The following is a 23,957-nucleotide window of genomic DNA, read 5'->3' as shown; positions in this document are numbered from 1 at the left end:
GCCGCGTCCCGGCCCGGGTGTCAGGAGCTCGGGCCGGGAACCGTGACGACGTGGTTCTGATAGGCCCAGACGACGGCCTGCAGCCGCGAGGTGACCCCGAGCTTGGGCAGTATCCGCGCCAGGTGCGACTTCACCGTCGACACCTCCACGACCAGGCTGCGGGCGATGTCGTCGTTGGACATGCCTTGGGCGAGCAACAAAAGGATCTCGTGCTCCCGAGCGGTCAGCAGCTCCTCCACCCGCCTCCCGCTCACCGGCTGGAGCCGGCGGCGGTGCACGAACTCGCGCAGGATGCGGCGGGTCAGCGTCTGGTCGACCGTCCCCAGACCAGCGGCCACCTGCCGCACCGCGCGGACGATGTCCTCCGGTTCGGAGTCCTTGAGCAGGAACCCGGACACCCCGGCCTCCAACGCCCCGAACACGTAGTCGTCGAGGTCGAAGGTCGTGAGCACGAGCACCGGAACCCGGGGTTCGGCATCCGGCGCGCACAGCTCCCGCGCCACCTCGATACCGCTGCGGCCCGGCATCCGGATGTCGAGGCAGGCGACGTCCGGAACGAGGTCCAGCGCCAGCGCGAGCGCCTCGGTGCCGTCCGCCGCCACACCAACCACCTCGATGCCGGGTTCGGCCCGCAGCAGCGCCGACAGACCGGCCCGCACCAACGGCTGGTCGTCGGCGATGAGCACGCGGATCATCTGGTTCCTCCCGGTGGCGACAGGGGCGCGTCCACCATACTGATCACCTCCCCGCCCGTGCGTGGCCCGGCAGGGGTGGACCAGGCACGCCGGTCGAGAACATCGTTGTGCGGCAACACGAAGACGCCCTCCACGGCCGCGTTGCCGCTTTGCTCCAAGAGGTTCACCGAGCACGCAGGCCGCGGCGGTCGTCGTCCGTCCACTCCGAGGACCGACCGATTTCCGCACAGTGTTCAGCCCACGTCCTGCGGCTCCGATCTGACGGCGTCGCTCGGGCCCAGTACGTCACCTGGCCGTTGTAGCGCCAGGCGCCGGTCGCTGGTCCGTACTCGCTGACCAGCACGCCCATCCGTTCCAGCCGGCCAAGCGCGACACCGAAACGGACACTGGACGCCGTGTAAGCGCGAGGGCCGAACATGGAATGGCCTTGATCGGCAACGTGCGCGGCGAACAGATCGGGGAACCGTGCGCGCAGACGGTGTTCGACGATGCCGTACTCGACGAAGGGGTCACCGGCGTCCACACACCGGTTGAGCGGTTCGAGCAGTTCGTCGGTCACCCCCTCTCGTACCTCGCCCGGTGACTGGACGGCTTCGCGGGTCGCGAACCACTCGTGGTCGCCATGCTCCTGGTTGGTGCAGCGGTACTGCAGCAGCCGATCCGGAAGCCGCCGCGGCGGCAGCACGTCGTCGGCGCTGAAGCACTTCGGACAGGTGATGATCACGATCGTTCCTCCTGTCCACCGGCGAAGAGGGCGCGTTCGATCTCGTCGGGTGCCCAGCTGCCGGCCTGGGCCCAGCGGGTGAGCAGGTCGCAGTAGCGTCCATAGGTCTCCGCCGGCCAGGGACCTGTGCGGTGCAACGATGTCCAGCCGCACCGGTCACGCAGCGCGGTCGCCACGACGCGGTCGAGGATGAGGCACGGGTGGTCCGGTGCGCCGCCGCCGGCGAAGTACAGGAACTTGGTGAAGAACGACGGGCCCAGCGATCGGATCGCGTTGTGCGGCCCCGGCCGCAGCAACGTGTACGCCTCGAGCGGGTCACGCCGGGACACCTCCGCCGCCCTGGTGAGGAGACTGCTGGCGCGCGGCACGTCGGCGGCGATGCTGTCCAGCCGCCGCGCGTTCAACCGCAGGTACCTGCCCGATCCCCAAGCCAGGCTGCGCCACAGCAGGGTGAACACGTCATCGGACGCGGCCGCCCACACCTCGGCCCGGGTCAGCGTCGGTCCTGACGGTGGCGTGCCGGGCAGGCGCCGTGCCGTGACCGCTTCGCGCCACCAGGGTCCGTTGATGGTGATCTCATGCTCGTCAACCGCCTCGCGGCGGGGTGGAGCGGGACCAGCCCAGGCAGGCAGCGCCAACCTCGTCAAGTCGGTCATCGGCATACCGCCTGCATCGCCACACCCGCACTGCCGTTACCGATCGGCACCTCGGCGAGCACCGCACTGGACAACGGCGGGTTCCCACGACAGATCGCCGCGGCAGAAGGACTTCCTCTGGAACCGCGCCGACCCCGGTTTCGGCCTTTCCACATCGGCCGCGCGCTGGACGAACCACCGTCCACAGCGGACCAGAAACGAAAATCGCCCGCCGACCTTGCTTGCGCAGGTCCAGCGGGCGATTCGTATGCTGTATGAAATTGTGGAGCTGAGGGGACTCGAACCCCTGACCCTCACACTGCCAGTGTGATGCGCTACCAGCTGCGCCACAGCCCCTTGAAGGTCCACGTTCCCCGGCGGGTTTCCCCGTCGTTCTCGTGTGGCAATACCGTACATCACCTGTGCCACAAGATAAAAATCGGGGGTACCCAAAGCGCATTCGGCCTGGTAGGACCGGGTGATGACCGCCGGAGCACCTCCCAACGCCAAGATCGGGGACATGGCCCCCGAGGCCCTGCGCGAGCTGCAGGAACAGCGGCTGCGCGCCCTGATCGACCTGTTGCTGAGCACCGACAACCTGCAGGCGCGCAGGCTGAGGGAAATCGGAGTGACGCGCGGCACAGATGTGCGGCTCGACGAGATCGACCGGCTGCCGACGATCAGCAAGCAGGACCTGTGGGACCACTACCCGTTCGGGCTTCGGACAGCAGCCGATGAAGACATCGTCTGCGTGCACGGGTCGTCGGGCACGGGCGGCAGGCCGACGCTCATCCCCTACACCGCCAACGACGTGGCGGTGTGGTCCGAGGTGATGGCCAGGGCGCTGGAAGGGGCCGGGGCGACGAAGACCTCGGTCATCCACAACGCGTACGGGTACGGGCTCTTCACGGGCGGGCTCGGGGTGCACCACGGTGGGCTCAGGCTCGGGGCGACGGTCATCCCCATGTCCGGCGGCATGACGGAACGGCAGGTGCGGCTCATCGAGGACCTCAAGCCGGACGTGTTGTGCTGCACGCCGTCGTACGCGCTCCGGCTCGCTGAGGACCTCGACGCGGACAACTCCATCGAGGTCGGCGTCTTCGGGGCCGAGCCGTGGACCGACGAGATGCGGCGGGAGATCGAGCAGCGCCTGAACATCAGGGCGTTGGACATCTACGGGCTGTCGGAGATCATCGGGCCCGGGGTGGCGTGTGAGTCGCTGGACTCGGAGGGGCTGCTCAACATCGCCGAGGACCACTTCTACCCGGAGACGCTGGACGGCGAACTGGTCTTCACGACGCTCACCAAGACCGGGATGCCCCTCCTCAGGTACCGCACCGGGGACGTGGCGACGGTGCACCAGCCGAGGAACGGTCCGCTGCGCAGGATGAGCAAGCTCAAGGGGCGCAAGGACGACATGCTGGTCATCCGGGGTGTGAACGTGTTCCCCACCGAGATCGAGGCGGTGGTGCTGGAGCTGGCGAGCCCGCACTACCTGATCGTCGAGGACCGGCGGACGACGACGGCACAGCTGCACGTCGTGGTGGAGTCCACTGAGGACGTCCGAAGCAGGCTGGTGGAGAAGCTCAAGGAACGGCTGGGGATCACGTGCCTGGTGCACGTGCTGGAGCCCGGGAAGTTGCCGCGGACCGAGGTGGGCAAAGCACAGCGCCTGGCCCGGTGGACCCAGGGCCAGGCGCCGATCGACGGCCTCACTTAGTCAGGTCGGACAGCCAGTTCTTGTTGTCCAGGTCGATCAACTTGCCGCCGGAAGCGACGCTGGGCGTGCCGCGGAAGCGGCCCGTCTCGGCGTCGCGCAGGGCGGGGTCGTTGCTGGTCTTGGACATCAGCTCGTCCAGCTGCGACTTGTAGGTCTGCGAACGCACGCAGGACTCGAACGAAGCGGAGGTCACGCCGACGTCCTTGCCCAGCTTGATGAGCTGGTCCTGGGTGTAGCCGGCCTCGCCCTCCTCGGGCTGCTTGGCGAACAGCGCCGCGTGGAACGCGTTGAACTTGCCGTCGTCGGCCACGCACAGGGCGGCGTTGGCCGAGTCCGTCGAGTAGCCCTCGGGGCTCGACAGGCGGTTCAGCATCGGCAGGATGTGGTACCGGATCTTGACCTTGCCGTCCTCGACGGCCTTCTTGATGTCGGTGCCGTAGGTCTTCTCGAACGTGCCGCAGATCGGGCACAGGAAGTCCTCGTACACGTCGACCGTCACGGTGGCGGTGTCCTTGCCGACGAGGACCGTGTTGCCCTCGCGGACGGCGGGCGCCGAGATCGTGTGGTCTGCCGGTGCCAGCGGGATGGCCTCCGTGCCGGTCGACGACGGCTTCATCTGCTGGAAGACGACATACCCGATGACGGCGACGGCCAAGACGGCGACCACGGCGATGCCGGCGATGACCTTCGTCCGGTCAGAACCGCCACCCGTGCCGCGTGCCGCAGCCACCGCGAGCGCGGCCTGCTTCTTCTTCCGCGCACTGCGCTCTGCTCCACCCACGGCGACGAGGGTAGCGACACAAACTAAAAGAAAGCTGAGCGCGCAATCACGCTTCCGGGTGACGTGGCTTGCCGCCGACGCGTTCGCCGGTCGGGACCTCGGCACTCTCGTCCAGCGCACCGCACTCCGGCGCCACCGCGGCGGCCGTGTGCTCCTCCTCATGTGTGGGCAGGGTCTCGGGCGCGGCGAACCAGAACAGCACGGACAGCAGCAGCGCGGCACCGGTGATGGCGAACGAGGCCTCGAAGCCGAACGAGTCGGCGAGCACGCCGGCCATCATCGGGCCGATGATCGCGCCCAGGTCCGTGACCATCTGGAACCCGGCGAGCACCGGTCCGCCCTTGCCGCGCGCCCCGATGACGTCCGCCACCACGGCGTTCTGCGGCGGGTTCAGCAACCCGGCACCGGCGCCCGCGACCAGCGAGGCCGCCATGAACGTCCACAGGTCGCCGCTGAAGCCCATCCAGACCGTCGCGAGACCGCTGATGATCAGACCGGCGATGGCGACCGGCTTGCGGCCGCGGGTGTCGGCGATCCGGCCGGACAGGAACAGCATCGCCGCGTTGCCGGCCGCGAACACCGACATCGAGATGCCCGCGACGGCCGCGCTGTGCTCGAGCGCCTCGATCACGAACACCGGCACCAGGGAGATCCGCACGCCGAACACGGCCCAGCCGTTCGCGAACCCGGACGCCAGCGCCGCGCGGTACGCACCGTGCCGGACGGCCTCGCGCACGGACATCGGCACCTCGGTGTTGGTGCGGTCGATCTCCACCAGAGTAGAACGGCGCAGGAAGAACCAGACCACGAACGCCGCGAGGCACAGCAACAGGCCGTACGACACGAACGGCACCCACAGCCCGAACGGCACGAGCCCGGCGCCGACGATCGGCCCGGCGATGTTGCCGATCAGGAACCCGGCCGCCCACATCCCCGACGCCCGGCCGCGCATCGGCGCCGGCGTGATCCGGATCAGCAGCCCCAGAGCCGCGACCGTGAACATCGTCGACCCGACCCCGGCCAGCGCCCGCCACGACAGCATCTCGGCGTAGCTGGACGAGAACCCGCACATCGCGGTGCCGACGGCGACGATGAGGATGCCGATGATGTAGATCTTCGGCTCGCCGAACCGGTTGACCAGCTTGCCGCTCACCGGCGCGAACGCCAGCCGAACGAACGCGAATGCGCTGATCAGAGCCGCAACAGCGGTGTGACCGACACCGAACGATGACGCGTACACCGGCAGAACGGGTGCCACGATCCCGAATCCCACGGCGATGATGAAGCTCGCCGCGACCAGAACCCACACCTCGACCGGTAACCGCTCGCGCACAAAGCCTCCCTTAGCCCTGCTAAGGATATGTCACGCGGCAACTAAGTAACTCAGTCGAGTAGCTCATCCACTCTGCGTACATAGGCAGTCACGGGATACGCCGCAACGAACCCGCACGCCTCGGCGAACCGCTCCCCGGGACCCTCGTCCACCTGCGACGCGACCAACATCGCGCCAGCAGACTTCAAGGCCGAAACCGCGGACACGACCAGAGACCGCCCCACGCCCCGACGCCGCCGCGCCGGACGCACCACGCACTGCTCGACCAGGCCCACACCGCGCTCGGCGAACCCCGACACGAATCCGCCGATCCGGTCGCCGTCGTCCACCACCAGGAGCAAACACCGCGGGTCGTCCAACCGATGCCCGAGCCAGCGCCCCAGTCGTGCACGGTTGCCGACCAGCTCGTCGGACAGCAGGTCGACGATCCCCACCAGATCCGCGTCGACAGCCCTTCTGACCTCGGCGGACACCTCCGCGGAACCACGGTGCACGACCGTCAGCAACTCCTCGACGGCGTACCAGCCCGCGTCGTCGGCGATGCCCTCGATCTCGTCCACGGTGGTCGGCGACGCGTACACGACGGCCTCCGCGCGCCCCACGTCCGCGAACGTCTGCTCCAGCTGCAACAGCGTCGAGGCGACCTGGACCGACGTGCCGTCCAGGGCGCAGCCGAAGTTGCCGGACGGCAGCGGGTTCTCGCGGTTGATCACCACGGCGGCGCTGCCGACCTTGCCCACCTTGCCGTAGCGAACCGCGCCGGACGCGAGCCGCGCGCCCTCCACCAGGATCGCGAGCGAGCGCGACTGGTAGGGGTCGAGCAGTTCCGGGTCGTCGGGGTCGCGCAACGGGTCAACCAACGCGGCGGTCCTTCCACTGGGCACCTGGACGCAACGCGCAGTCCAACAGGAACACGCCAATCGTCGCCCATGCGAACGGCGCGAGCACCGCCGAGGTCTGCGGCAGCCCGATCCGCCGCACGAACTCGCGGTGCGGCACGGCCTGCGCGAACCAGGCGAGCCACGACCACGGCGACCGCGGCCGCAGCACCGGGAGCAGCCCGTACGCGAGGTGCAGCAGCCCGGCGGCGACCAGCAGCGGACGGCCCCACGGCCCGAACATCTCCCGGAACGCCGGCTGGATGCTCTTGCGCAACGACCGCCAGCAGTCGCCGAACGTGTCGATGCCCGAGGTCGTGAGCAGCATCGAGGCGTCGATGAACCGCGGCACCCCTCCGGTGTCCCTGATCAACGTCGCGAGCCCCACGTCGTCCGCGTGCGTCCCGGCCAGCGCCTGCCACCCGCCGGCGGCCTCGAAGGCAGCCCGCCGCACGAGGACGCAGTGCCCGACGGCCAGCGCGGTCGGCCCGCGCCCGTCCGGCGGCGACCCCTCGAACACCAGCGTGTTGAACGCGGGCAGCAGGAACCACCAGGCCGGTCCGGAGCCGCGCCCGGACGACGACACGAGATCGGCACCCAACTCGACGGCCGACGCCACCAGCCGTCCGACCAGGTCAGGCGTGCACGTCACGTCGGCGTCCACGAACAACAACCACTCTTCGTCCTGGGCGGCCGCGACGCCCAGGTGCATCGCGTGCGTCTTGCCGGCCCACCCGTCCGCGGGTCCAGAGGACTCGATCACCTCGGCCCCGAGCGACCGCGCGACGGCAGCCGTCCCGTCCGAAGAGGCGTCGTCGACGACCACCACGCGCACACCGGGCTGACCGACCAGCCCGGGCAGCAGCCGCGGCAGGGTCAGCGCCTCGTCCCGTGCGGGCACCACGGCCAGCACCGGCGCTTCGACGGAGGCCGTCGACACCGAAGGCACGTGCTTCCACTGCGCGAACGTCCGCCCGGACCGCGCCACGGACGCGATCGCCGACACCACGCCGATCATCCCCATGCGCCAACCCTGACACACTCACGGACGTGGACCTGCCTGATCTCCCGGTGAAATCCGTACTCCCCCAGCTGCTGGAGCAACTCCAGGAGCGAGGGGCGGCCGTGCTGGTCGCGCCTCCGGGCACCGGCAAGACGACGCTGGTCCCACTCGCCCTCGACGGCAAGGTTGTCGTCGCCGAACCGCGCCGGATCGCCGCACGGGCCGCCGCCGCGCGGATGGCGAGCCTGCTCGGCGAACCCGTCGGCCACACCGTGGGCTACTCGGTCAGGGGCGACCGCAAGACCAGCAGGCACACCCGCATCGAGGTCGTGACGAGCGGCCTGCTGGTCCGCAGGCTCCAGCACGACCAGGAGCTCAAGGGCGTCGGCACGGTCCTGCTCGACGAGTGCCACGAGCGCCACCTCGACGCCGACCTGCTGCTCGCGCTCCTGCTCGACGCCAAGGCGGGCCTGCGCCCGGACCTCCGGCTGCTCGCGACGTCCGCGACGGTTGCCGCGCAACGGCTCTCGGACCTGCTCGACGCGCCGGTCCTCACCTCCGAGTCGCGCATGTTCCCGACGGAGACCATTTACGTCGCCCCGGCCCGCAACGAGCACATCGAGAACACCGTCGCCCGGGCGATCACCAAGGCGCTGTCCGAAGTGGACGGTGACGTGCTCGCGTTCCTGCCCGGTGTCAAGGAGATCAACCGCACCGCCCGGCTGCTGAGCGCCGACACGGTCATCCTGCACGGCCAGCTGAACGCGCAGACGCAGGACGCCGCGCTGAAACGGGGCAACCGGCAACGGGTGGTGCTCGCCACCAGCATCGCCGAGTCGAGCCTCACCGTCCCCGGCGTCCGCGCGGTCGTCGACGCGGGCCTCGCCAGGGTCCCGCGCGTCGACCACCGCCGCGGCCTCGCCGGTCTCGCGACGATCCGGGTGTCCCAGGCGGTCGCCGACCAGCGCGCCGGACGCGCGGGCCGCGAGGCACCGGGCCGCGTCTACCGCTGCTGGCCCGAACACGAGCACAGCACCCTCCCCCGCTACCCGGAACCGGAGATCAAGACCGCCGACCTGACGAGGCTCGCCCTCGAACTGGCGGTGTGGGGCACCCCGGACGGCAGCGCCCTGAACTGGTGGGACGCCCCGCCCGAGGGGGCGCTCAAGGCCGCGCAGGAGACGTTGAACGCCATCGGCGCGCTCGAACCCGACCGCCGTGACCGCATCGCGAACATCGGCCTGCACCCGCGGCTCGGCCGTGCGCTCATCGACGGCAGCGCGCTCGCCGGCAACCGGACCGCCGCCGAGGTCGTGGCGCTGCTCGACGACAGCACGCACCACAGCACGAGCTACCTCGCGGACGCGCTGAAGGCCCCCGGCAAGTGGCGCCAGGAGGTCAAGCAGCTCGAAAAGCTCGGCAGCAACCCTCAGGGCAACGGCGACCCGGCGCTCGTCGTCGCCCTCGCCTACCCGGAACGGCTGGCCAAGCGCCGCTCCAAGAACAGCAACATCTACCTGATGGCCAACGGCACCGCGGTCGAGCACACCGACTCGCAGGCCAAGTGGCTCGCCGTCGCGATCGCCGACCGCGAACCGGGCAGCAAGCACGGCCGCGTCCGGCTGGCCGCCCCCGCCGACGAGGAACTCGCCATCACCGCGGCGGAAGCGTTGGTGCACACCGAGGACGACATCCGGTGGGAGAAGGACGTGATCGCGAACGAGGTCCGCAAGCTCGGCGCGATCACCCTCGACGAACGCCCGCTCAACGACCTGGCCAAGTCGCAGCAGGCCCTCCGGATCGGCCTCGAAACCGAGGGCCTGGGCCTGCTCAAGTGGCCGGACAGCGCGCTCCGGCTGCGCGAGCGGATGGCGTTCCTGCACCGCACCCGCGACTGGCCGAGCGTCGACGACGAGGCCGTGATCCGCGCGATCGACCTCGGCAAGGCGAAGAAGCGCGCGGACCTCGCCAAGATCGACACGACGGCGTTGCTGCGGAGCATGCTGCCGTGGCCAGAGGCGGCGGACTTCGACAAGCTCGCGCCGGAACGGATCGGGCAGGGCAAGGTCGACTACACGCAGGACCAGCCCGTTCTCTCGGTCCGCATCCAGGACGCCATGAAATGGGCCGACACACCGGAGATCGCCGGAATTCCGGTGGTCGTGCACCTGCTCTCACCGGCGGGCCGCCCGACCGCGGTGACGAGCGACCTCAGGACGTTCTGGCGCAACGGCTACCTGCGGGTTCGCAGCGAGCTGAAGGGCCGCTACCCCAAGCACCACTGGCCGGAACGCCCCTGGGACAAGAGCAAGAAACCACTTTGAACCATTAGGAATCGAACAACGTTAATCTCTCTTATGGCGCACATCGCGATCTTCCTGATGCCCGAGCGAGGACACTTCCTGCCCGCGCTCGGAATGATCGCGGAACTCGTGCGCCGGGGCCATCGGGTGAGCGTTCCCGCCACCGCGCGGTTCGCCGCCGCCGTGGCGGAGTGCGGCGCGACCGCGATCCCCTGCACGTCCACGCTGCCCGACGACCTGCCCGGTTCGCTGCTCGACACCGCCCGCCTCGCGCTCGCCGAGGCCGAGTCGGCGTTGCCCCAGCTGGAAGGCACGTTCCGGGACGACCCGCCGGACTTCGTCGTGTGGGACATCGCGGCCTGGTGCGGCGGCGTCATCGCACACCGGCTGGAGGTGCCGAACGCGCTGCTGGAGGTGCTGCTGACCAGCAACGAGCACTGGTCGCTCGGCACCGAACTGGTTCCGCCGAGCACGTTCGACCCGGCCGTGATCCGGCTCTTCACCAGGCTGCACGCCTTCATCGGCAGCTCGCTGCCGGAGTTCGTCGCGGGCGCGCACCGCCGGATCGCCTTGTTCCCCAGGGAGTTCCAGCCGCACGGTGACACGTTCGGCGAGCACGTCACGTTCGCCGGTCCGTGCCTGACCGGGCGCGAGTTCCAGGGCACGTGGGAACCTCCGGCCGATCGTCCCGTCGTGCTCGCGACGACCGGCACGCAGGTGTGCGCGGACGCGGCCCGGGGAATGCCGTGGCACCTGGTCACGAAGGGCAAGGTGCTCAGTCCCTCGCTGAACGTCGAGACGCACGACGAGGTGCCGCAGCTCGCGGTGCTGCGACGTGCCAGTGTGTTCGTGACACGCGGCGGCATGGGAGGGGTGATGGAGGCGTTGCACCACGGCGTTCCCATGATCGTCATACCGCACATGGCCGACCAGCGGCTCAACGGCCAGCGCGTCGAGGAGCTCGGACTCGGTGTGCTGCTCGACACCGTGACCGTCGAGGGGGTGCGCTCGTTGGTGGGTCAGCTGTCGTCGGACTCCGCGATCTCCGCTCGCGTGAAGGACATGCAGCGGATGATCCACCGGGCGGGCGGGAGCACGGCCGCCGCGGACGTCGTCGAGGAGGAGCTGGCGCGGTGAGACGGAGCTGGGACGACGCGGTCCGCACGTTGGGCGGGACACCGGACGCGGGTGACCTGATGGAGCGCTACGCCGAACCGCACCGGACGTACCACAACACGTTCCACGTGGTCTCGGTCGTGCGCGACTCGTCGGCGCTGGCGGACGCGTTCGCGTTCACGGTGGAGGAACGCGCGATCCTCGCGCTGGCGGCCTGCGCGCACGACGTGATCTACGACGGCAACCCCGGTGAGGACGAACGCGCCTCCGCCGCGTGGGCCCGCGAACGCCTGGCAGGCCTGGAAGAAGCGCACATCGCACGCGTGGAGTCGTTGGTGCTGGCCACGATCACGCACTCGTCGGACGACCCGCTGGCGCACGTGCTGCTCGACGCCGACCTCGCGATCCTCGGCTCGGAGCCGGAGCACTACGAGAGGTACAGCGCGGCGGTGCGGCAGGAGTACGCGCGGTACGACGACGAGACGTGGCGCGCGGGCCGGTCGAAGGTGCTGAAGACGTTGCTGGACCGCGAGGTGCTGTTCGTGACCGAGCCCGCGCGGCAGCTGTGGGACGCCGCCGCGCGGACCAACCTGGCCAGGGAGCTTCAGTCCCTGACGTGATCGTCCACCAGCGCCAGGCGTGCCTTCCGGACGCTGTAGGCGAAGTAGATGACGAACCCGAGCGCCATCCAGGCGAGGAACGCGATCCACGTGTCCAGCCCGAGGCTGAACATCATGTAGACGCAGAACCCCAGGCCGAGCAACGGCGTCCAGGGCGCGAACGGCACCCGGAAGCTGCGCTTGCGGCCGGGTTCGGTGCGACGCAGGATGATCACCGCGATGTTGACCAGCGCGAACGCGAACAACGTGCCGATGCTGGTGGCGTCGGCCAGCGCCCCCAGCGGGACCAGCGCGGCCAGCACCGCGATGAACAGGCCGACGATGATCGTGTTCGCGAACGGCACCCCGGTGCGCGGGCTGAGCCTGGAGAAGATCGACGGCACCAGTCCATCGCGGGACATGGCGTACAGGATGCGCGTCTGTCCGTAGAGGACGGTCAGCACCACGGACGAGATCGCGACGACGGCACCGATCGACAGCAGCACCGGCCAGATCGTGCTGCCGGTGTTGTCGGTCAGCACCCGGCTCAGCGCCGCCTCCGTGCCCTCGAACGTCTGCCACGGCATGGCACCCACGGCCGCGAGCGCGACGGCGCAGTACAGCACGGTCACCACGACGAGCGAGATGATGATCGCGCGCGGCAGGTCGCGCTGCGGGTTCTCGGCCTCCTCACCGGCGGTCGACGCGGCGTCGAACCCGATGTAGGAGAAGAACAACGTGGCCGCGCCCGCGCTCATGCCCGCGAGCCCCAGCGGGAACAACGGCTGCAGGTTGCCGGCCTTCAGAGCGGTGAACGCCACGGCGCAGAACATCAGCAGCGCGCCGACCTTCACCCACACCAGGACCGTGTTGGTGCGCGCGCTGCCCTTCGCGCCACCGAGCAGCACGACCATCGCGATCACGACGACCACGACGGCGGGCACGTTGACGATCCCGCCCGCACCCGGCGACTGGCTCAGCGCGTCCGGGATCCGCAGCCCGGTCACGAGGTGCAGCAACTCGTTGACGTACTGCCCCCACCCGACCGCGACGGCCGCGACCGACACCCCGTACTCCAGCACGAGGCACCAGCCGCAGACCCACGCGACGATCTCGCCGAGCGTCGCGTACGTGTACGAGTAGGACGAGCCGGACGCGGGGATCAGGCCCGCGAGCTCGGCGTACGACAGCGCGGAGAACAACGCGGTGATGCCGGCCAGCACGAACGACAGCACGATGGCGGGCCCGGCGAGCGGCACCGCCTCCCCCAGCACGACGAAGATGCCGGTGCCGAGCGTGGCCCCGATGCTGATCATGGTGAGGTGGCCGACACCCATGGTGCGCTTGAGTTCGCTGCCAGGATGAGTCAGCTGGTCGATCGGCTTGCGCCGCAACAGCCGCGCCCCGATGCGCTGTTCGTTGCTCATCCGGACAACCTAACGCTGACCGATGTGGCTAACGGCCACCAACGGGCCGGAACGTGCGGCGGTATGTGTCCGGGGGCACACCGACGGTCCGGTGGAAGTGCCGTCGCAACGTCGTGGCGGTGCCCATCCCGGACGCCTCCGCGATCTGGTCGACGCTGTCGTCGGTCATCTCCAGCAGCTCCTGCGCGCGCCGGATCCGCTGGGTGTGCAGCCACTGCAGCGGCGTGGTGCCCGTCACGGCCTTGAAGAGCCGGGCGAGGTGTCGCGAACTCATGTTGGCCTGCCGCGCCAGGTCCTCGACGGTGATCGTCTGGTCGAACCGCTTCGACACCCACTCGAACAACTCGGTCAGGGGGTGGCCCTCGCCGGACGGCACCGGGGCCAGCACGAACTGCGCCTGCCCGCCGTCGCGGTGCGGCGGCACCACGAGCCGGCGCGCCGCCGTGTTCGCCGTGGCCGTGCCGAGGTCGCCGCGGATGACGTGCAGGCTCAGGTCGATCGCCGCCGCCTTGCCCGCGCTCGTCAGCACCCGGCCGTTGTCGACGTACAGCACGTCCGGGTCGACCTCGACGCGCGGATACCGCCTGGCCAGCTCGTCGGTGTGCGCCCAGTGCGTCGTCGCCCTCAGCCCGTCCAGCAGCCCGGCCTCGGCCAGCACGAACGCGCCCGTGCACAACGACACGATCCGCGCGCCCTGGTCGTGGGCGGCTTTCACGGCCAGGACGAGATCGGGGTCGAGCGGCTGGTCCACGTCCTCGATCGCGGGCACGACCACGGTGTCCGCGGTGTCCAGCCGGTCGAGCGGCAGGTCCGGCTCGAGCGTGAACCGCCCGACCCGGACCGGCGCGTTGCCGCAGATCGCGACCTCGTAGTCGAGCTGCGGCGCGGTGAAGATCTCGTACGCGGCGGTCAGCTCGAAGTGCAGCATCCCGGTGGTGACGGCGAACGCGAGCATGTCCGAAAGTGTACGCATCGTGTCGTTCCAGACACTGGCTCGTACCGGCTCCTGCGACTTGACTGGTCCACATGGGACACAAGATCGCGGTGTACGGCGCTTCCGGCACGACGGGCCGCTTCGTGGTGGCAGAACTCGAAAAGCGCGGCCACACCCCACTGCCGTTCGGCCGCGCCCAGGCGACGGCTGACGACCCCGAAGCACTGGACCGCGCGCTGGCAGGCGCCTCGGCCGTGATCAACACGGCGGGCCCGTTCGCGATCACCGCCCTCCCGCTGCTCGCCGCCGCCGAACGCGCGGGCGTCCCGTACGTCGACGTGGCGGCCGAGATCGAGGCGAACGCGGACACGTTCGCCCGCGGCGCCTCGATCCCGGCGGTTCCCGCGATGGCGTTCTTCGGCGGCCTGGCCGACCTGCTCGTCACCGCCGCGATGGGCACGTGGACGTCCGCCGACTCCGCGCACGTCGCGTACGGCCTGAGCGGCTGGCAGCCCACCGCGGGCACGCTGGAAGCGGGCCGGGTCTCCCGCGACCGGCGCGCCGGTCAGCGCGTCCGGTACCGCGACGGAGCCCTGAGCTACCACGACGACACCCCACCGACCCTGGCCTGGGAGTTCCCCGACCGCACCCGCCAGGTGATCGGTGAGTTCTCGATGGCCGACGTCGTCACCATCCCCAGCCACCTGGCGATCCCGTCCGTGACCGACTACATGTCCGTCACCGCCGCCGAGGGCCTCCGGTCCGCCTCGGAACGCACCGAGCCGGAGTCGTTCGTCGTCGACGTCCGCGTGCGGTCAGGCGCCGAGGAACGCCGCCTGACCGCCACCGGCCGGGACATCTACGCCGTGAGCGCCCCTCTGGCCGTGGAAGCGGTGGAACGCTTGCTGTCCGGTCGTTTCCACGCCACCGGAGTCGCCTCGGCCGGCGCGATGTTCGACGCCCCGGACTTCCTGGCGTCTCTCTCCGACGTCATTCAGGCCAAGCGCTCTTCGTGATGATGTCGACGAAGTCCTTGCGCTGGAAGGACGGGTCGAAGTGCGCGAGCACGTCGTCGTTCATCGTCCCGTACGTCGTGTCCGGCCGATGGGCCATCCCTTCGTAGAACGCCTTCAGGATCCGGTTCTTGAAGTCGGGCCTGGGGTGCGCCGCCACGACCTCGGCGCGTTGCCCGTCGGTCAGTTCGTCGAGTCCGATCCCCAGCACGTCCGTCTTGACCCCCAACGCCACCGCCACGACCTCCGGCGACAGGTGCAACGGCACCTCGGGCGTCGTGTGCAACGCGATGGCCAGCCACACGGTGCGAGCGTCCTCTTCGGACCGTCCGTGCTCCAGCAGGAACTGCCGCGCCGCCTCGGCCCCGTCGATCTCGAACCGAACGTCGCTGGACGCGTACGACTCCGTGAGCCCCAGGTCGTGGAACAGCCCACCGACGTAAGCCAACTCGAGATCGACGTCCAACCCCCGTTGGGCCGCCTTCAGCGCGCCCCACAGGAACACCCGCCGCGAGTGGTGGAACAACGTGTCGTCAGTGACCTCGCGCACGAGCGAGGTGGCTGCCCGCGCCAACTCCGTGTCAGGAACGACCACACCTGCGATGACCTCTGCCATGTCTCCATCGTCGACTTGGCCGAGCCGTCTCCCCACCGTCAATCCCGACCTGTACCCCACAGATCCGGACGTCACCCGCGGGTGCTGCCGAACCGGGCCCGGTACTCGCTGGGCGACGCCCCGAACCGGGCCACGAACACCCGCCGCATGGTCTCGGAGCTCCCGAACCCGGCCAGCTTCGCCGCGCGGGCCACCCCGTGCCCGGCGTCCAGGAGCGCCTTCGCGTGGTCCAGCCGCACCTGCTCCACGAACCGCGCGGGCGTGGTGCCCAACTCGCTCGCGAACAACCGGGCCAGGTGCCGGGCGCTGACCCCGACCCGCGCCGCCAGGGCGGCAGCGCTGTGGTCCAGCGCGGGCTGCGCCGCCACCACGTCCACGACCTCCCGCAGGGCGGGCGTGCCGGGCCGCCGCGCCTCCAGCGGCGCCGAGAACTGCGACTGCCCGCCGGGCCGTTGCATGAACATCACGAGGCTCCGCGCCACGGTCCGCGCCAGATCGGCCCCGTAGTCCTGCTCCACCAGCGCCAGCGCCAGGTCCATCCCGGCCGACACCCCGGCGGACGTGAACACCCCGGCGTCCTCGACGAAGATCGCGTCCGGCAGCACCTCGACCCCGGGGTACCCCCGAGCCAGCCGAGGCGCCTGCTTCCAGTGCGTGGTGGCCCGCCGCCCGTCCAGCACCCCGGCCGCCGCCAGCGCGAACGACCCGGTGCAGATCGACACGAGCCGCCGGGCCCGTGGCCACAACTCCTGGACCGCCCCGACCAGTTCCACCGGCACGGCCCGCCGGACCAGCACCTCACCACCGGCCACGACGACGGTGTCGGGCTCCGCCACATCACCGGGCGTGCCGTCGACGGGCAACCGGATCCCGACCGAGGTGTCAACAGCAGCCCCGAACGGCGACACGTACCTGATCACATACCCGCCCCCAGCCGCATTGGCCTCGGCAAATACCTCGGCGGGCCCGGTGACGTCGAGCATCTTCATCCCGTCGAACACCAGGAAGACGACCTCGCGCTCCACCACCACCGCCCTTCACCAGAAGCCGCCCACCCAACGCCGATGTCGCGAAGCGACGAGGCGACAGAGCCCGCACGCAATTGGGCCTACCGACGCCGAAGGCGAGGTGGCCGGGGGTCCGGGGGCTTGCCCCCGGCGTGGGGGTCTGGGGGCTCGGCCCCCAGAAGACACCCGAGAACGAAAAAGGTGAGCGCTGTCCGCGAACAGCGCTCACCAGAGTGGAGGTGCCGGGAATCGAACCCGGGTCCTGTGGCGGCTCATCAGGGCTTCTCCGTGCGCAGTCCGCGATGTCTCTGCTTGACCCCACCAGTCATGCGGACGAGCTGGTGTGACGGGCCCAGTCGCTGTGAGTTTCCCCGACAGTCTCCGCGACCGAGACTGCGAGTAAGCCCTCTAGCTGATGCCGAACACTAGGCCGAAGGCACTCCTAGGTCGACAACCACTAGCTCTGCTGTCAGGCAGCGAGAGCGTAAGCGGTGCGCTTGTCGTTAGACGTGGCGCTTATTGGTTTGCGATGACGCTTGCGGTGGTCTCTCGCCTGCACCGGCACGCTTCCCCTGAATCAACGTCCACAGTCGAAACCGTTCACCCCCTTGTAGTGGTACGCATAGCATAACGACTGCGGCCACTGAGTTCTTCCCGAGGCAGGTAGGGCTGTCCCCACCACCGACCGGATAGCTAGCCAGATGGTCTCTGACCAGCGGGAACGACACCATGGACGTCATGAGGAAACCGAACGCGCTCGCAGCCGGGGTCTACCTGCTGACCAACTTGGTGACGGGCATCCTGTGGTTCACCCTCACGGTCGTGCTGACGGTCGTGGGCTTCGCGACGTCGGTGCTGTGGGTGGGTCTGCCGATCTTGTGGGCGTCGATGTACGTGGTGCGGGGTGCCGCGACGATCGAGCGTTCGTGGGTGCGGGCGGCGTTGCGGACGGACATCGAGCAGCCTTACCGGGAGAAGCCGGTCGGCACGTTGTGGCAGCGCTGGAAGGCGCAGTTCACGGATCCGGCGACGTGGCGGGATTTCGGTTACCTCGTGCTGCTGTTGCCGATCGGCATCGTCGAGTTCGCCTCGGTGCTCGCCATGTGGGCGGTGGTGGCGGCGTTCGTCGCGGTGCCGTTCTGGATCGGTGAGGCGCCGTTCGCGGTGGTCGTGGGCGAGTTCTGGACGATCGACAGCTTCGTGTCGGCGTTGCCGATGGCGGTGGTGGGTTTGGCGCTCATCCCGTTCGCGGCGCTCGGCACGCGGTGGATCGGCATGCTGCACGGGAGGTTCGCCAAGGCGATGCTCGGGCCGAGCCGTGCCGACCAGTTGGCGATCGAGACGGAACGTCTCCAGTCGAGCCGGGCGCGGGGTGTCGAGGCGGCGGAGGCGGAGCGCCGGCGCATCGAACGCGATCTGCACGACGGCGCGCAACAGCGGCTCGTCGCCGTGGCGATGGGGCTGGGGCGGGCCAAGTCCAAGATGGACACGGACCCGCAGGGTGCGGCCGAGCTGATCGCGGAGGCGCACGCGGACGCGAAGCTCGCCATCAAGGAGCTGCGCGACCTCGCGCGCGGCATCTACCCCTCGGTCCTGGGTGACCGCGGGCTCGACGCGGCGTTGTCCGCGCTCGCCGCCCGCGTGCCGATCGAGGTCGATCTCCAGGTCGACGTCGAGCCGCGGCCGCCGACGGCGGTGGAGAGCGCCGCGTACTTCACCGTCGGCGAGGCGCTCACGAACATCACCAAGCACTCCAACGGCACCAGGGCGACCGTGCGGGTCAACCGGGTGGACACGGGGGTGCTGGTGGAGGTCACCGACAACGGTCAGGGCGGCGCGGAGCTGAAGCCGGGCGGCGGTCTCGCCGGGCTCGCGGACCGTGCTGCGACCATCGACGGTGTGGTTGTCGTCGTCAGCCCCGTGGGTGGGCCGACCGTGATTCGAGCGGAGTTGCCGTGCGCGTGGTGATCGCCGAGGACTCGGTGCTGCTGAGGGAAGGCGTGCAGCGGTTGCTCGCCGACGAGGGCATCGAGACCGTCGCGGCGGTGGAGAACGGCGACGGGCTGCTCGACGCCGTCACCGAGCACCGGCCGGACCTGTGCGTGGTGGACGTGCGGATGCCGCCGACGTTCACCGACGAGGGGCTGCGGGCCGCCATCGAGTGCCGCCGCCGCTATCCGGGGCTGCCGGTGCTGGTGTTGTCGCAGTACGTCGAGGAGCGCTACGCCGTGGAACTCCTCGCGGGCGGCGCGAGCGGGGTCGGGTACCTGCTCAAGGAACGGGTGGCGGACGTGAAGGAGTTCGTCGACGCGGTGCGCAGGGTCGCGGACGGCGGCACGAGCATCGACCACGAGGTGATCACGCAGCTCATGGTGCGCAGCAAGAAGAGCCCGGTCGACAAGCTCACGCCGCGCGAACGCGAGGTGCTCGGCCTGATGGCGCAGGGACTGTCCAACACGGCCATCGCCGGCACGCTCGTGGTGTCCGACGGCGCGGTCGAGAAGCACGTCGGCAACATCTTCGCGAAGCTCGGCCTGGAGCCGTCGAACTCCGAGCACCGCCGCGTGCGGGCCGTGCTCGCCTACCTCGACAGCTGAAGCAGACGGGTGCCGTTGTCGTGCAGCACCATCTGCAGGGCGGCGGCGTCCAAGCCCCACGACCTGATGGCGTCGATCTGCACCTCGTACGGGTACGGGATGTTCGGGAAGTCGCTGCCCAGCACCACCCGGTCCGCGAGTCCGGCGACGCGCGCACGCCAATCGGCCGGCAACGGCGCCATGTCCTCCGAGAACGGAACGCCCACCATCGTCGTGTCGACGTGCACGTTCCGATAGCGCTCCACGAGGTCCAACGCGCCCGAGTAGTCGGGCATCCCGGCGTGCGCGAGCACCGCCGTCAGCCGCGGGTGCCTCTTCAGCACTTCCTCGAACACGCCGAGCCCCGTGTGCTCACCGGGGTACGGCCCGTCGCCGCAGTGCACGACCGCGGGCACGCCGGCCTCGGCCAACTGTCCCCACACGCCGTCCAGCAGCGGGTCGCGCGGGTCGTAGGCACCGACCTGGACGTGCGACTTGAAGCACCGTGCACCGGCCTCCAGGGCCTTGCGCACGTACGCCTCGGCGCCGGGTTCGGCGTAGAACGTGCCCGTCGGGACGGCCTCGGGCACCCGTGCCGCGAAGTCCGCCGCCCAGTCGTTCAGCCACTGCGCCATGCCCGGCTTGTGCGGGTACACCAGCGGCGCGAACGCGGAAACGCCCAGCTCCCGCAGTGCGGTGAGCCGGGCGTTCTCGTCGGTGCGGTACCGGATGGTCCAGTCGACCCCGGCTTCGCGCACGCGGTCGAAGTAGGCCCAGACCTTGTCCAGGACGTTCTGCGGCATGAAGTGGACGTGGACGTCCACCAAAGCCATCAGTAGCGGCCCTTCAAGGCGCGTCCGTGGGCCCTGGCGATCTCTCGGTTGGCGTCGCGCTTCGCGAGGTCCTGGCGCTTGTCGTAGGCCTTCTTGCCCTTCGCGAGGGCGATCTCGACCTTGACGTAGCCGTCCTTGAAGTACATCTGCAACGGCACGAGCGACAGACCGGACTCCTTGGTCTTGCCGATCAGCCTCTCGATCTCCGCCTTGTGCAGCAGGAGCTTGCGCTTGCGCCGGACCTCGTGGTTCGTCCAGGTGCCCGCGACGTACTCCGGGATGTGCAGCGCGTGCAGCCAGATCTCGCCGTCGTCGACCTGGGCGAAGGCGTCCACGAGGGACGCCCGTCCCATGCGCAGGCTCTTCACCTCGGTGCCGACGAGCTGAATGCCCGCCTCGTAGGTGTCCAGAATGGACCAGTCGTGCCGAGCCTTGCGGTTCGACGCGATGACCTTCTGCCCGCGTTCCTTGACCATGACGACCAGTTTAGGTGGTCGGCAAAATTCTTAAAGCCGCACGTAGAGACGAAGCGTCACGTAGCCGGTCGTCGCCGAGATGACTATGGCGACGAGGAACAGCCAGGGCGACACGATCAGGATGTCCAGGTAACCGATCGGCGGGATGATGCCCGACTCGGTGAGGTTCCTGGTGATCCGGTCGAGGAAGAACGCCTTGAACAGCACCAGGCCGCCGACCGCGGTGACCGAGCCGATGATGCCCGCGACGACCGCCTCGATGAGGAACGGGAGCTGCGTGTACCACCGGGTCGCGCCGACCAGTCGCATGATGCCGACCTCGACGCGGCGGGTGAACGCCGACACCTGGATGGTGTTCGAGATCAGCAGCAGCGCGGCGAACGCCTGGATGAGCGCGAGGATCAGGGCGACGTCGCGCATGCCGTTGAGGCCCTCGAAGAACCTCTCCAGGAACTTGCCCTGGTCGTCGACGCCCTTCACACCCGGCTTGCCCTCGAACGCCGTCTTGATGACGTCGGTGCGCTCGGGGTCCTCGAGCTTCACCCGGAACGTGGCGGGGATGGCCTCCGGCCGGGCGAGCTTGAGCAGTTCGGGCTGGGCCTCGAAGATGCGCTTGAAGCGCTCGAAACCCTCGTCGCGGTTCTGGAACACCACTGTCTCGACGCCGGACGTCTGCTCCAGCTGCGAACGCAGACCCGCGCACGGCTGCTGGGTGCAGTCCTTGTCGTTCGCGCTGACGTCGTTCGTGAGCAACACGGAGACTTCGAGCTTGCCCGCGTAGTTGGCCTGCATCTTGTCGACCATGCGGACGACGAGCAGGCCACCGCCGAGCAGCCCGAGCGAGATGGCGGTCGTGAGGATCATCGCGATCGTCATCGTGACGTTCCGGCGAAGTCCGGTGATGACCTCGCTGAACACGAAGCTGGTACGCATCGGGGGCGGGGTTCCTTGGGGGTCGGGGATCTAGGGACGCTTAACGGCCAACGCCGTAAACGCCGCGCGCGTCATCACGGACGACCTTGCCGTACGAGAGCTCCACGACGCGGCGGCGCATCGAGTCGACGATCCCGTGGTCGTGGGTGGCCATGATGACGGTCGTGCCGGTGCGGTTGATCCGCTCCAGCAGCAACATGATGTCCTGGCTCGTGTCGGGGTCCAGGTTTCCGGTCGGCTCGTCGGCGATCAGCACGAGCGGGCGGTTCACGAACGCACGGGCGATCGCGACGCGCTGCTGCTCACCACCGGACAGCTCGGTCGGGAACCTGTCCTCCTTGCCGTCGAGGCCCACCAGCTGCAGCACCTCCGGCACCACCTTGACGATGGTGTTGCGGGGCTTGCCGATGACCTCGAGCGCGAAGGCGACGTTCTCGGCGACCGTCTTCGTGGGCAGAAGGCGGAAGTCCTGGAACACGCAGCCGATCGACTGCCGCAGGCGGGGGACCCGGCGGCGCGACATCTTGGCGACGTCGAAGTTGGAGACGTAGACGCGTCCCCTGGTCGGCACCTCTTCGCGCAGCAGCAGGCGCAGGAACGTCGACTTGCCGGAGCCGGAAGGCCCGATCAGGAAGACGAACTCGCCCTTTTCCATCTCGACGGACACGTCGTCGAGCGCAGGACGCGTGGAGGTCTTGTAGACCTTGGAAACGTGTTCGAGACGAATCACGAGGCGCGAGTCTACTCATGGCCGGGGTAAAGCCCCCGTTCCGGTTAACTTCTCGCCCCGGAAGGGGTCAATCCCACCAGTTGAAGAGGGCTTGTCCTGCGGTTTCGGGCCGCCAGTAGCGCACATCACGCACGTCGAGCAGGGGCCAGTCCGCCGCCTTGAACGGCCGGTGCAGCTCGGCCGTTCTCCAGACGCCCAGGCCGAACTCCTCGAGCACGCTCGTGAGCGCCGCGTCGTCGACGAACTCGAGTGGCTGCTGCTCGTGGTCGAGTGCGAACGCCACGTCACCTGCGTGCGTACGCAGTACCGCGACCGTGGGCCTGTGGTCGCGGTACTCGACGTAAGCCGCGTGGAAGTTCGGGGTGACCCGTGGCTCGCACCAGCGCGTCACCGCTCCCCCGGCACGCCTCGCGGCCTCGTGGACGAGGCCCCGGAAGGCGGCTAGGCCTGCTGGGACTGCTTGCGCCACCGGATGCCGGCCTCGAGGAAGTCGTCGATCTCCCCGTCGAGCACCGCGGACGGGTTGCCGACCTCGTGCTCGGTACGCAGGTCCTTGACCATCTGGTACGGGTGCAGGACGTAGGAGCGCATCTGGTTGCCCCAGCTCGAACCGGAGTCCTTCAGCGCGTCCATCTTCGCCTGCTCCTCCTGCCGGCGACGCTCGAGCAGCTTGGCCTGCAGGACGTTCATGGCCGTGGCCTTGTTCTGCAGCTGCGAGCGCTCGTTCTGGCAGGACACCACGATGCCGGTCGGGATGTGCGTGAGGCGCACCGCCGAGTCGGTCGTGTTGACGCCCTGGCCGCCGGGGCCGGACGAGCGGTAGACGTCGACCCGCAGGTCCTTCTCGTCGATCTCGACGTGGTCGGTCTGCTCGACGACGGGCACGACCTCGACGCCGGCGAACGACGTCTGGCGGCGGCCCTGGTTGTCGAACGGCGAGATGCGCACGAGGCGGTGCGTGCCCTGCTCGACGCTCAGCGTGCCGTAGGCGTAGGGCGCGGTGACGCGGAACGTGGCGGACTTGATGCCGGCCTCTTCCGCGTAGGAGGTGTCGAAGACCTCGACGCCGTACTGGTGGCGCTCGGCCCAGCGCGAGTACATGCGCAGCAGCATCTCGGCGAAGTCCGCGGCGTCGACGCCACCGGCCTCGGCGCGGATGGTGATGAGCGCGTTGCGCTCGTCGTACTCGCCGGACAGCAGCGTGCGCACCTCGAGGCTCGCGATCTCCTCGCGCAGCTTCGCCCGGTCGTTGTCCGCGTCGGCCTGGGCCTCGGCGTCCTCGGCCTCTTCCGCGAGTTCGTAGAGCAGCGGGAGATCGTCGAGGCGCGCGCGCAGGCCGGTGACGCGGCGCAGCTCGCCCTGCTTGTGCGAGAGCTGGCTGGTGACCTTCTGCGCCTTTTCCTGGTCGTCCCAGAGGTCAGGGCGGGTGGCCTGCGTCTCCAGGTCCGCGACAGCGGCGCGCAACCCATCGAGGTCCATCACCGCCTCGATGCTCGAAAGCGTCGCGGAGAGGTCCTTGATGTCTGCTTCGACGTCCGGGTTCACGCAAAAAGATTACGCCAGCACCGGTCGTCAGTCGCGACCGGTGCTTCGCTGGCGTCCCCTCTCGTGTGAAAGGGGAGGAC

The 23,957-nt window shown here is 69.4% G+C and carries 24 protein-coding genes, 1 tRNA gene and 1 other RNA gene; 7 read left to right on the top strand and 19 right to left on the bottom strand.

Annotated elements, in window-relative coordinates; genetic code table 11:
* Window positions 1–20: 20 nt before the first annotated feature.
* The 4 genes from QSK25_RS11610 to QSK25_RS11595 all read right to left on the bottom strand — a co-directional run bounded on the left by QSK25_RS11610 (window position 21) and on the right by QSK25_RS11595 (window position 2,411).
* Window positions 21–695 (bottom strand): response regulator, encoded by a 675-nt coding sequence (locus QSK25_RS11610; protein ID WP_285637771.1) that lies wholly within the window; start codon window positions 693–695, stop codon window positions 21–23.
* A gap of 163 nt (window positions 696–858) precedes the next feature.
* Window positions 859–1,380: a hypothetical protein gene (locus QSK25_RS11605; RefSeq protein ID WP_285637769.1), complete on the bottom strand. Its 522-nt coding sequence runs from the start codon at window positions 1,378–1,380 to the stop codon at window positions 859–861.
* 35 nt (window positions 1,381–1,415) lie between these two features.
* Complete coding sequence (locus QSK25_RS11600; RefSeq protein ID WP_285637767.1) at window positions 1,416–2,075, bottom strand: 8-oxoguanine DNA glycosylase OGG fold protein; 660 nt, start codon at window positions 2,073–2,075, stop codon at window positions 1,416–1,418.
* 263 nt (window positions 2,076–2,338) lie between these two features.
* Window positions 2,339–2,411 (bottom strand) — tRNA-Ala (locus QSK25_RS11595).
* Window positions 2,412–2,535: 124 nt separating this feature from the next.
* On the opposite strand from QSK25_RS11595, the gene QSK25_RS11590 reads away from it, so the two are divergent.
* Window positions 2,536–3,774: a phenylacetate--CoA ligase family protein gene (locus tag QSK25_RS11590; protein ID WP_285637765.1), complete on the top strand. Its 1,239-nt coding sequence runs from the start codon at window positions 2,536–2,538 to the stop codon at window positions 3,772–3,774.
* On the opposite strand, the gene QSK25_RS11585 is transcribed toward QSK25_RS11590, so the two are convergent.
* From QSK25_RS11585 to QSK25_RS11570, 4 genes are read right to left on the bottom strand one after another with little or no spacing between them, the layout of a single operon-like run.
* Window positions 3,767–4,555 (bottom strand): DsbA family protein, encoded by a 789-nt coding sequence (locus QSK25_RS11585; RefSeq protein ID WP_285637763.1) that lies wholly within the window; start codon window positions 4,553–4,555, stop codon window positions 3,767–3,769. The two genes, QSK25_RS11590 and QSK25_RS11585, sit on opposite strands and share 8 nt — an antisense overlap.
* A gap of 46 nt (window positions 4,556–4,601) precedes the next feature.
* The gene (locus QSK25_RS11580; RefSeq protein ID WP_285637761.1) at window positions 4,602–5,888 is read right to left on the bottom strand and encodes an MFS transporter; all 1,287 of its coding nucleotides are present in this window, start codon (window positions 5,886–5,888) and stop codon (window positions 4,602–4,604) included.
* A gap of 50 nt (window positions 5,889–5,938) precedes the next feature.
* Entirely contained in the window at window positions 5,939–6,748 is an 810-nt protein-coding gene (locus QSK25_RS11575; RefSeq protein WP_285637759.1) for a GNAT family N-acetyltransferase, read from the bottom strand.
* Window positions 6,741–7,790 carry a glycosyltransferase family 2 protein gene (locus QSK25_RS11570; RefSeq protein WP_285637757.1) on the bottom strand — a complete coding sequence of 350 codons (1,050 nt, stop codon included), beginning with the start codon at window positions 7,788–7,790 and terminating at the stop codon, window positions 6,741–6,743. Before QSK25_RS11570 ends, QSK25_RS11575 begins: the two co-directional genes overlap by 8 nt.
* A 26-nt stretch (window positions 7,791–7,816) precedes the next feature.
* On the opposite strand from QSK25_RS11570, the gene hrpB reads away from it, so the two are divergent.
* The 3 genes from hrpB to QSK25_RS11555 are packed head-to-tail and all read left to right on the top strand — an operon-like array spanning window position 7,817 to window position 11,808.
* Window positions 7,817–10,093, top strand: a complete 2,277-nt coding sequence (hrpB, locus tag QSK25_RS11565) for an ATP-dependent helicase HrpB (protein WP_285637755.1) — start codon at window positions 7,817–7,819, stop codon at window positions 10,091–10,093.
* A gap of 33 nt (window positions 10,094–10,126) precedes the next feature.
* Window positions 10,127–11,209 carry a nucleotide disphospho-sugar-binding domain-containing protein gene (locus QSK25_RS11560; RefSeq protein WP_285637753.1) on the top strand — a complete coding sequence of 361 codons (1,083 nt, stop codon included), beginning with the start codon at window positions 10,127–10,129 and terminating at the stop codon, window positions 11,207–11,209.
* Complete coding sequence (locus QSK25_RS11555; RefSeq protein WP_285637751.1) at window positions 11,206–11,808, top strand: HD domain-containing protein; 603 nt, start codon at window positions 11,206–11,208, stop codon at window positions 11,806–11,808. The genes QSK25_RS11560 and QSK25_RS11555 overlap by 4 nt, the downstream gene beginning before the upstream one ends.
* Here QSK25_RS11555 and QSK25_RS11550 read toward each other — a convergent pair.
* Together QSK25_RS11550 and QSK25_RS11545 are read right to left on the bottom strand one after the other, a co-directional pair.
* Complete coding sequence (locus tag QSK25_RS11550) at window positions 11,793–13,214, bottom strand: amino acid permease (protein WP_285637749.1); 1,422 nt, start codon at window positions 13,212–13,214, stop codon at window positions 11,793–11,795. The two genes, QSK25_RS11555 and QSK25_RS11550, sit on opposite strands and share 16 nt — an antisense overlap.
* A gap of 28 nt (window positions 13,215–13,242) precedes the next feature.
* Window positions 13,243–14,187, bottom strand: a complete 945-nt coding sequence (locus QSK25_RS11545; RefSeq protein ID WP_285637747.1) for a GlxA family transcriptional regulator — start codon at window positions 14,185–14,187, stop codon at window positions 13,243–13,245.
* Window positions 14,188–14,240: 53 nt separating this feature from the next.
* Here QSK25_RS11545 and QSK25_RS11540 point away from each other — a divergent pair, with 53 nt between their 5' ends.
* Window positions 14,241–15,164, top strand: coding sequence for a saccharopine dehydrogenase NADP-binding domain-containing protein (locus tag QSK25_RS11540; RefSeq protein WP_285637745.1), 924 nt, complete (start codon window positions 14,241–14,243; stop codon window positions 15,162–15,164).
* Here the strand turns inward: QSK25_RS11540 and QSK25_RS11535 are convergent.
* From QSK25_RS11535 to ssrA, 3 genes are all read right to left on the bottom strand, one after another.
* Window positions 15,139–15,777 (bottom strand): HD domain-containing protein, encoded by a 639-nt coding sequence (locus tag QSK25_RS11535; RefSeq protein ID WP_285637743.1) that lies wholly within the window; start codon window positions 15,775–15,777, stop codon window positions 15,139–15,141. The two genes, QSK25_RS11540 and QSK25_RS11535, sit on opposite strands and share 26 nt — an antisense overlap.
* Before the next feature lie 71 nt (window positions 15,778–15,848).
* Window positions 15,849–16,808, bottom strand: coding sequence for a GlxA family transcriptional regulator (locus QSK25_RS11530; RefSeq protein ID WP_352235734.1), 960 nt, complete (start codon window positions 16,806–16,808; stop codon window positions 15,849–15,851).
* A 207-nt stretch (window positions 16,809–17,015) separates the two neighbouring features.
* Window positions 17,016–17,392: a transfer-messenger RNA gene (ssrA, locus tag QSK25_RS11525) on the bottom strand.
* 121 nt (window positions 17,393–17,513) lie between these two features.
* On the opposite strand from ssrA, the gene QSK25_RS11520 reads away from it, so the two are divergent.
* Window positions 17,514–18,752: a sensor histidine kinase gene (locus QSK25_RS11520; RefSeq protein ID WP_502881832.1), complete on the top strand. Its 1,239-nt coding sequence runs from the start codon at window positions 17,514–17,516 to the stop codon at window positions 18,750–18,752.
* Window positions 18,740–19,381: a response regulator transcription factor gene (locus QSK25_RS11515; protein ID WP_285637739.1), complete on the top strand. Its 642-nt coding sequence runs from the start codon at window positions 18,740–18,742 to the stop codon at window positions 19,379–19,381. The genes QSK25_RS11520 and QSK25_RS11515 overlap by 13 nt, the downstream gene beginning before the upstream one ends.
* Here the strand turns inward: QSK25_RS11515 and QSK25_RS11510 are convergent.
* The 6 genes from QSK25_RS11510 to prfB all read right to left on the bottom strand — a co-directional run bounded on the left by QSK25_RS11510 (window position 19,366) and on the right by prfB (window position 23,877).
* Window positions 19,366–20,193, bottom strand: a complete 828-nt coding sequence (locus tag QSK25_RS11510) for an amidohydrolase family protein (protein ID WP_285637737.1) — start codon at window positions 20,191–20,193, stop codon at window positions 19,366–19,368. The two genes, QSK25_RS11515 and QSK25_RS11510, sit on opposite strands and share 16 nt — an antisense overlap.
* On the bottom strand, window positions 20,193–20,669 hold the full coding sequence (smpB, locus tag QSK25_RS11505) for an SsrA-binding protein SmpB (RefSeq protein WP_191305269.1): 477 nt from the start codon (window positions 20,667–20,669) through the stop codon (window positions 20,193–20,195). The genes QSK25_RS11510 and smpB overlap by 1 nt, the downstream gene beginning before the upstream one ends.
* Window positions 20,670–20,699: 30 nt before the next feature.
* A complete protein-coding gene (gene ftsX / locus QSK25_RS11500; RefSeq protein WP_285637733.1) occupies window positions 20,700–21,602 on the bottom strand; it encodes a permease-like cell division protein FtsX in 903 nt (300 codons plus the stop codon).
* 40 nt (window positions 21,603–21,642) lie between these two features.
* The gene (gene ftsE / locus QSK25_RS11495; protein ID WP_030470385.1) at window positions 21,643–22,332 is read right to left on the bottom strand and encodes a cell division ATP-binding protein FtsE; all 690 of its coding nucleotides are present in this window, start codon (window positions 22,330–22,332) and stop codon (window positions 21,643–21,645) included.
* Window positions 22,333–22,399: 67 nt separating this feature from the next.
* On the bottom strand, window positions 22,400–22,723 hold the full coding sequence (locus QSK25_RS11490; RefSeq protein WP_285637726.1) for a hypothetical protein: 324 nt from the start codon (window positions 22,721–22,723) through the stop codon (window positions 22,400–22,402).
* A 50-nt stretch (window positions 22,724–22,773) separates the two neighbouring features.
* Window positions 22,774–23,877 carry a peptide chain release factor 2 gene (gene prfB / locus QSK25_RS11485; RefSeq protein ID WP_285637724.1) on the bottom strand — a complete coding sequence of 368 codons (1,104 nt, stop codon included), beginning with the start codon at window positions 23,875–23,877 and terminating at the stop codon, window positions 22,774–22,776.
* Between the last annotated feature and the right edge of the window lie 80 nt (window positions 23,878–23,957).

The organism is Lentzea sp. NBRC 102530, from assembly GCF_030269365.1.
Taxonomy (GTDB): domain Bacteria; phylum Actinomycetota; class Actinomycetes; order Mycobacteriales; family Pseudonocardiaceae; genus Lentzea.
The sequence above is the reverse complement of the archived record's forward strand: the minus strand, read 5'-3'. Positions and strand labels throughout refer to the sequence as shown.

What these genes read in the sequence shown, in the direction of transcription:
- QSK25_RS11610 (WP_285637771.1), bottom strand. Translation starts at nt 695, where the DNA reads ATGATCCGCGTGCTCATCGCCGACGACCAGCCGTTGGTGCGGGCCGGT.
- QSK25_RS11600 (WP_285637767.1), bottom strand. Translation starts at nt 2,075, where the DNA reads ATGACCGACTTGACGAGGTTGGCGCTGCCTGCCTGGGCTGGTCCCGCT.
- QSK25_RS11590 (WP_285637765.1), top strand. Translation starts at nt 2,536, where the DNA reads ATGACCGCCGGAGCACCTCCCAACGCCAAGATCGGGGACATGGCCCCC.
- QSK25_RS11570 (WP_285637757.1), bottom strand. Translation starts at nt 7,790, where the DNA reads ATGGGGATGATCGGCGTGGTGTCGGCGATCGCGTCCGTGGCGCGGTCC.
- QSK25_RS11560 (WP_285637753.1), top strand. Translation starts at nt 10,127, where the DNA reads ATGGCGCACATCGCGATCTTCCTGATGCCCGAGCGAGGACACTTCCTG.
- QSK25_RS11550 (WP_285637749.1), bottom strand. Translation starts at nt 13,214, where the DNA reads ATGAGCAACGAACAGCGCATCGGGGCGCGGCTGTTGCGGCGCAAGCCG.
- QSK25_RS11545 (WP_285637747.1), bottom strand. Translation starts at nt 14,187, where the DNA reads ATGCGTACACTTTCGGACATGCTCGCGTTCGCCGTCACCACCGGGATG.
- QSK25_RS11540 (WP_285637745.1), top strand. Translation starts at nt 14,241, where the DNA reads ATGGGACACAAGATCGCGGTGTACGGCGCTTCCGGCACGACGGGCCGC.
- QSK25_RS11535 (WP_285637743.1), bottom strand. Translation starts at nt 15,777, where the DNA reads ATGGCAGAGGTCATCGCAGGTGTGGTCGTTCCTGACACGGAGTTGGCG.
- QSK25_RS11520 (WP_502881832.1), top strand. Translation starts at nt 17,514, where the DNA reads ATGGACGTCATGAGGAAACCGAACGCGCTCGCAGCCGGGGTCTACCTG.
- QSK25_RS11510 (WP_285637737.1), bottom strand. Translation starts at nt 20,193, where the DNA reads ATGGCTTTGGTGGACGTCCACGTCCACTTCATGCCGCAGAACGTCCTG.
- smpB (WP_191305269.1), bottom strand. Translation starts at nt 20,669, where the DNA reads ATGGTCAAGGAACGCGGGCAGAAGGTCATCGCGTCGAACCGCAAGGCT.
- ftsX (WP_285637733.1), bottom strand. Translation starts at nt 21,602, where the DNA reads ATGCGTACCAGCTTCGTGTTCAGCGAGGTCATCACCGGACTTCGCCGG.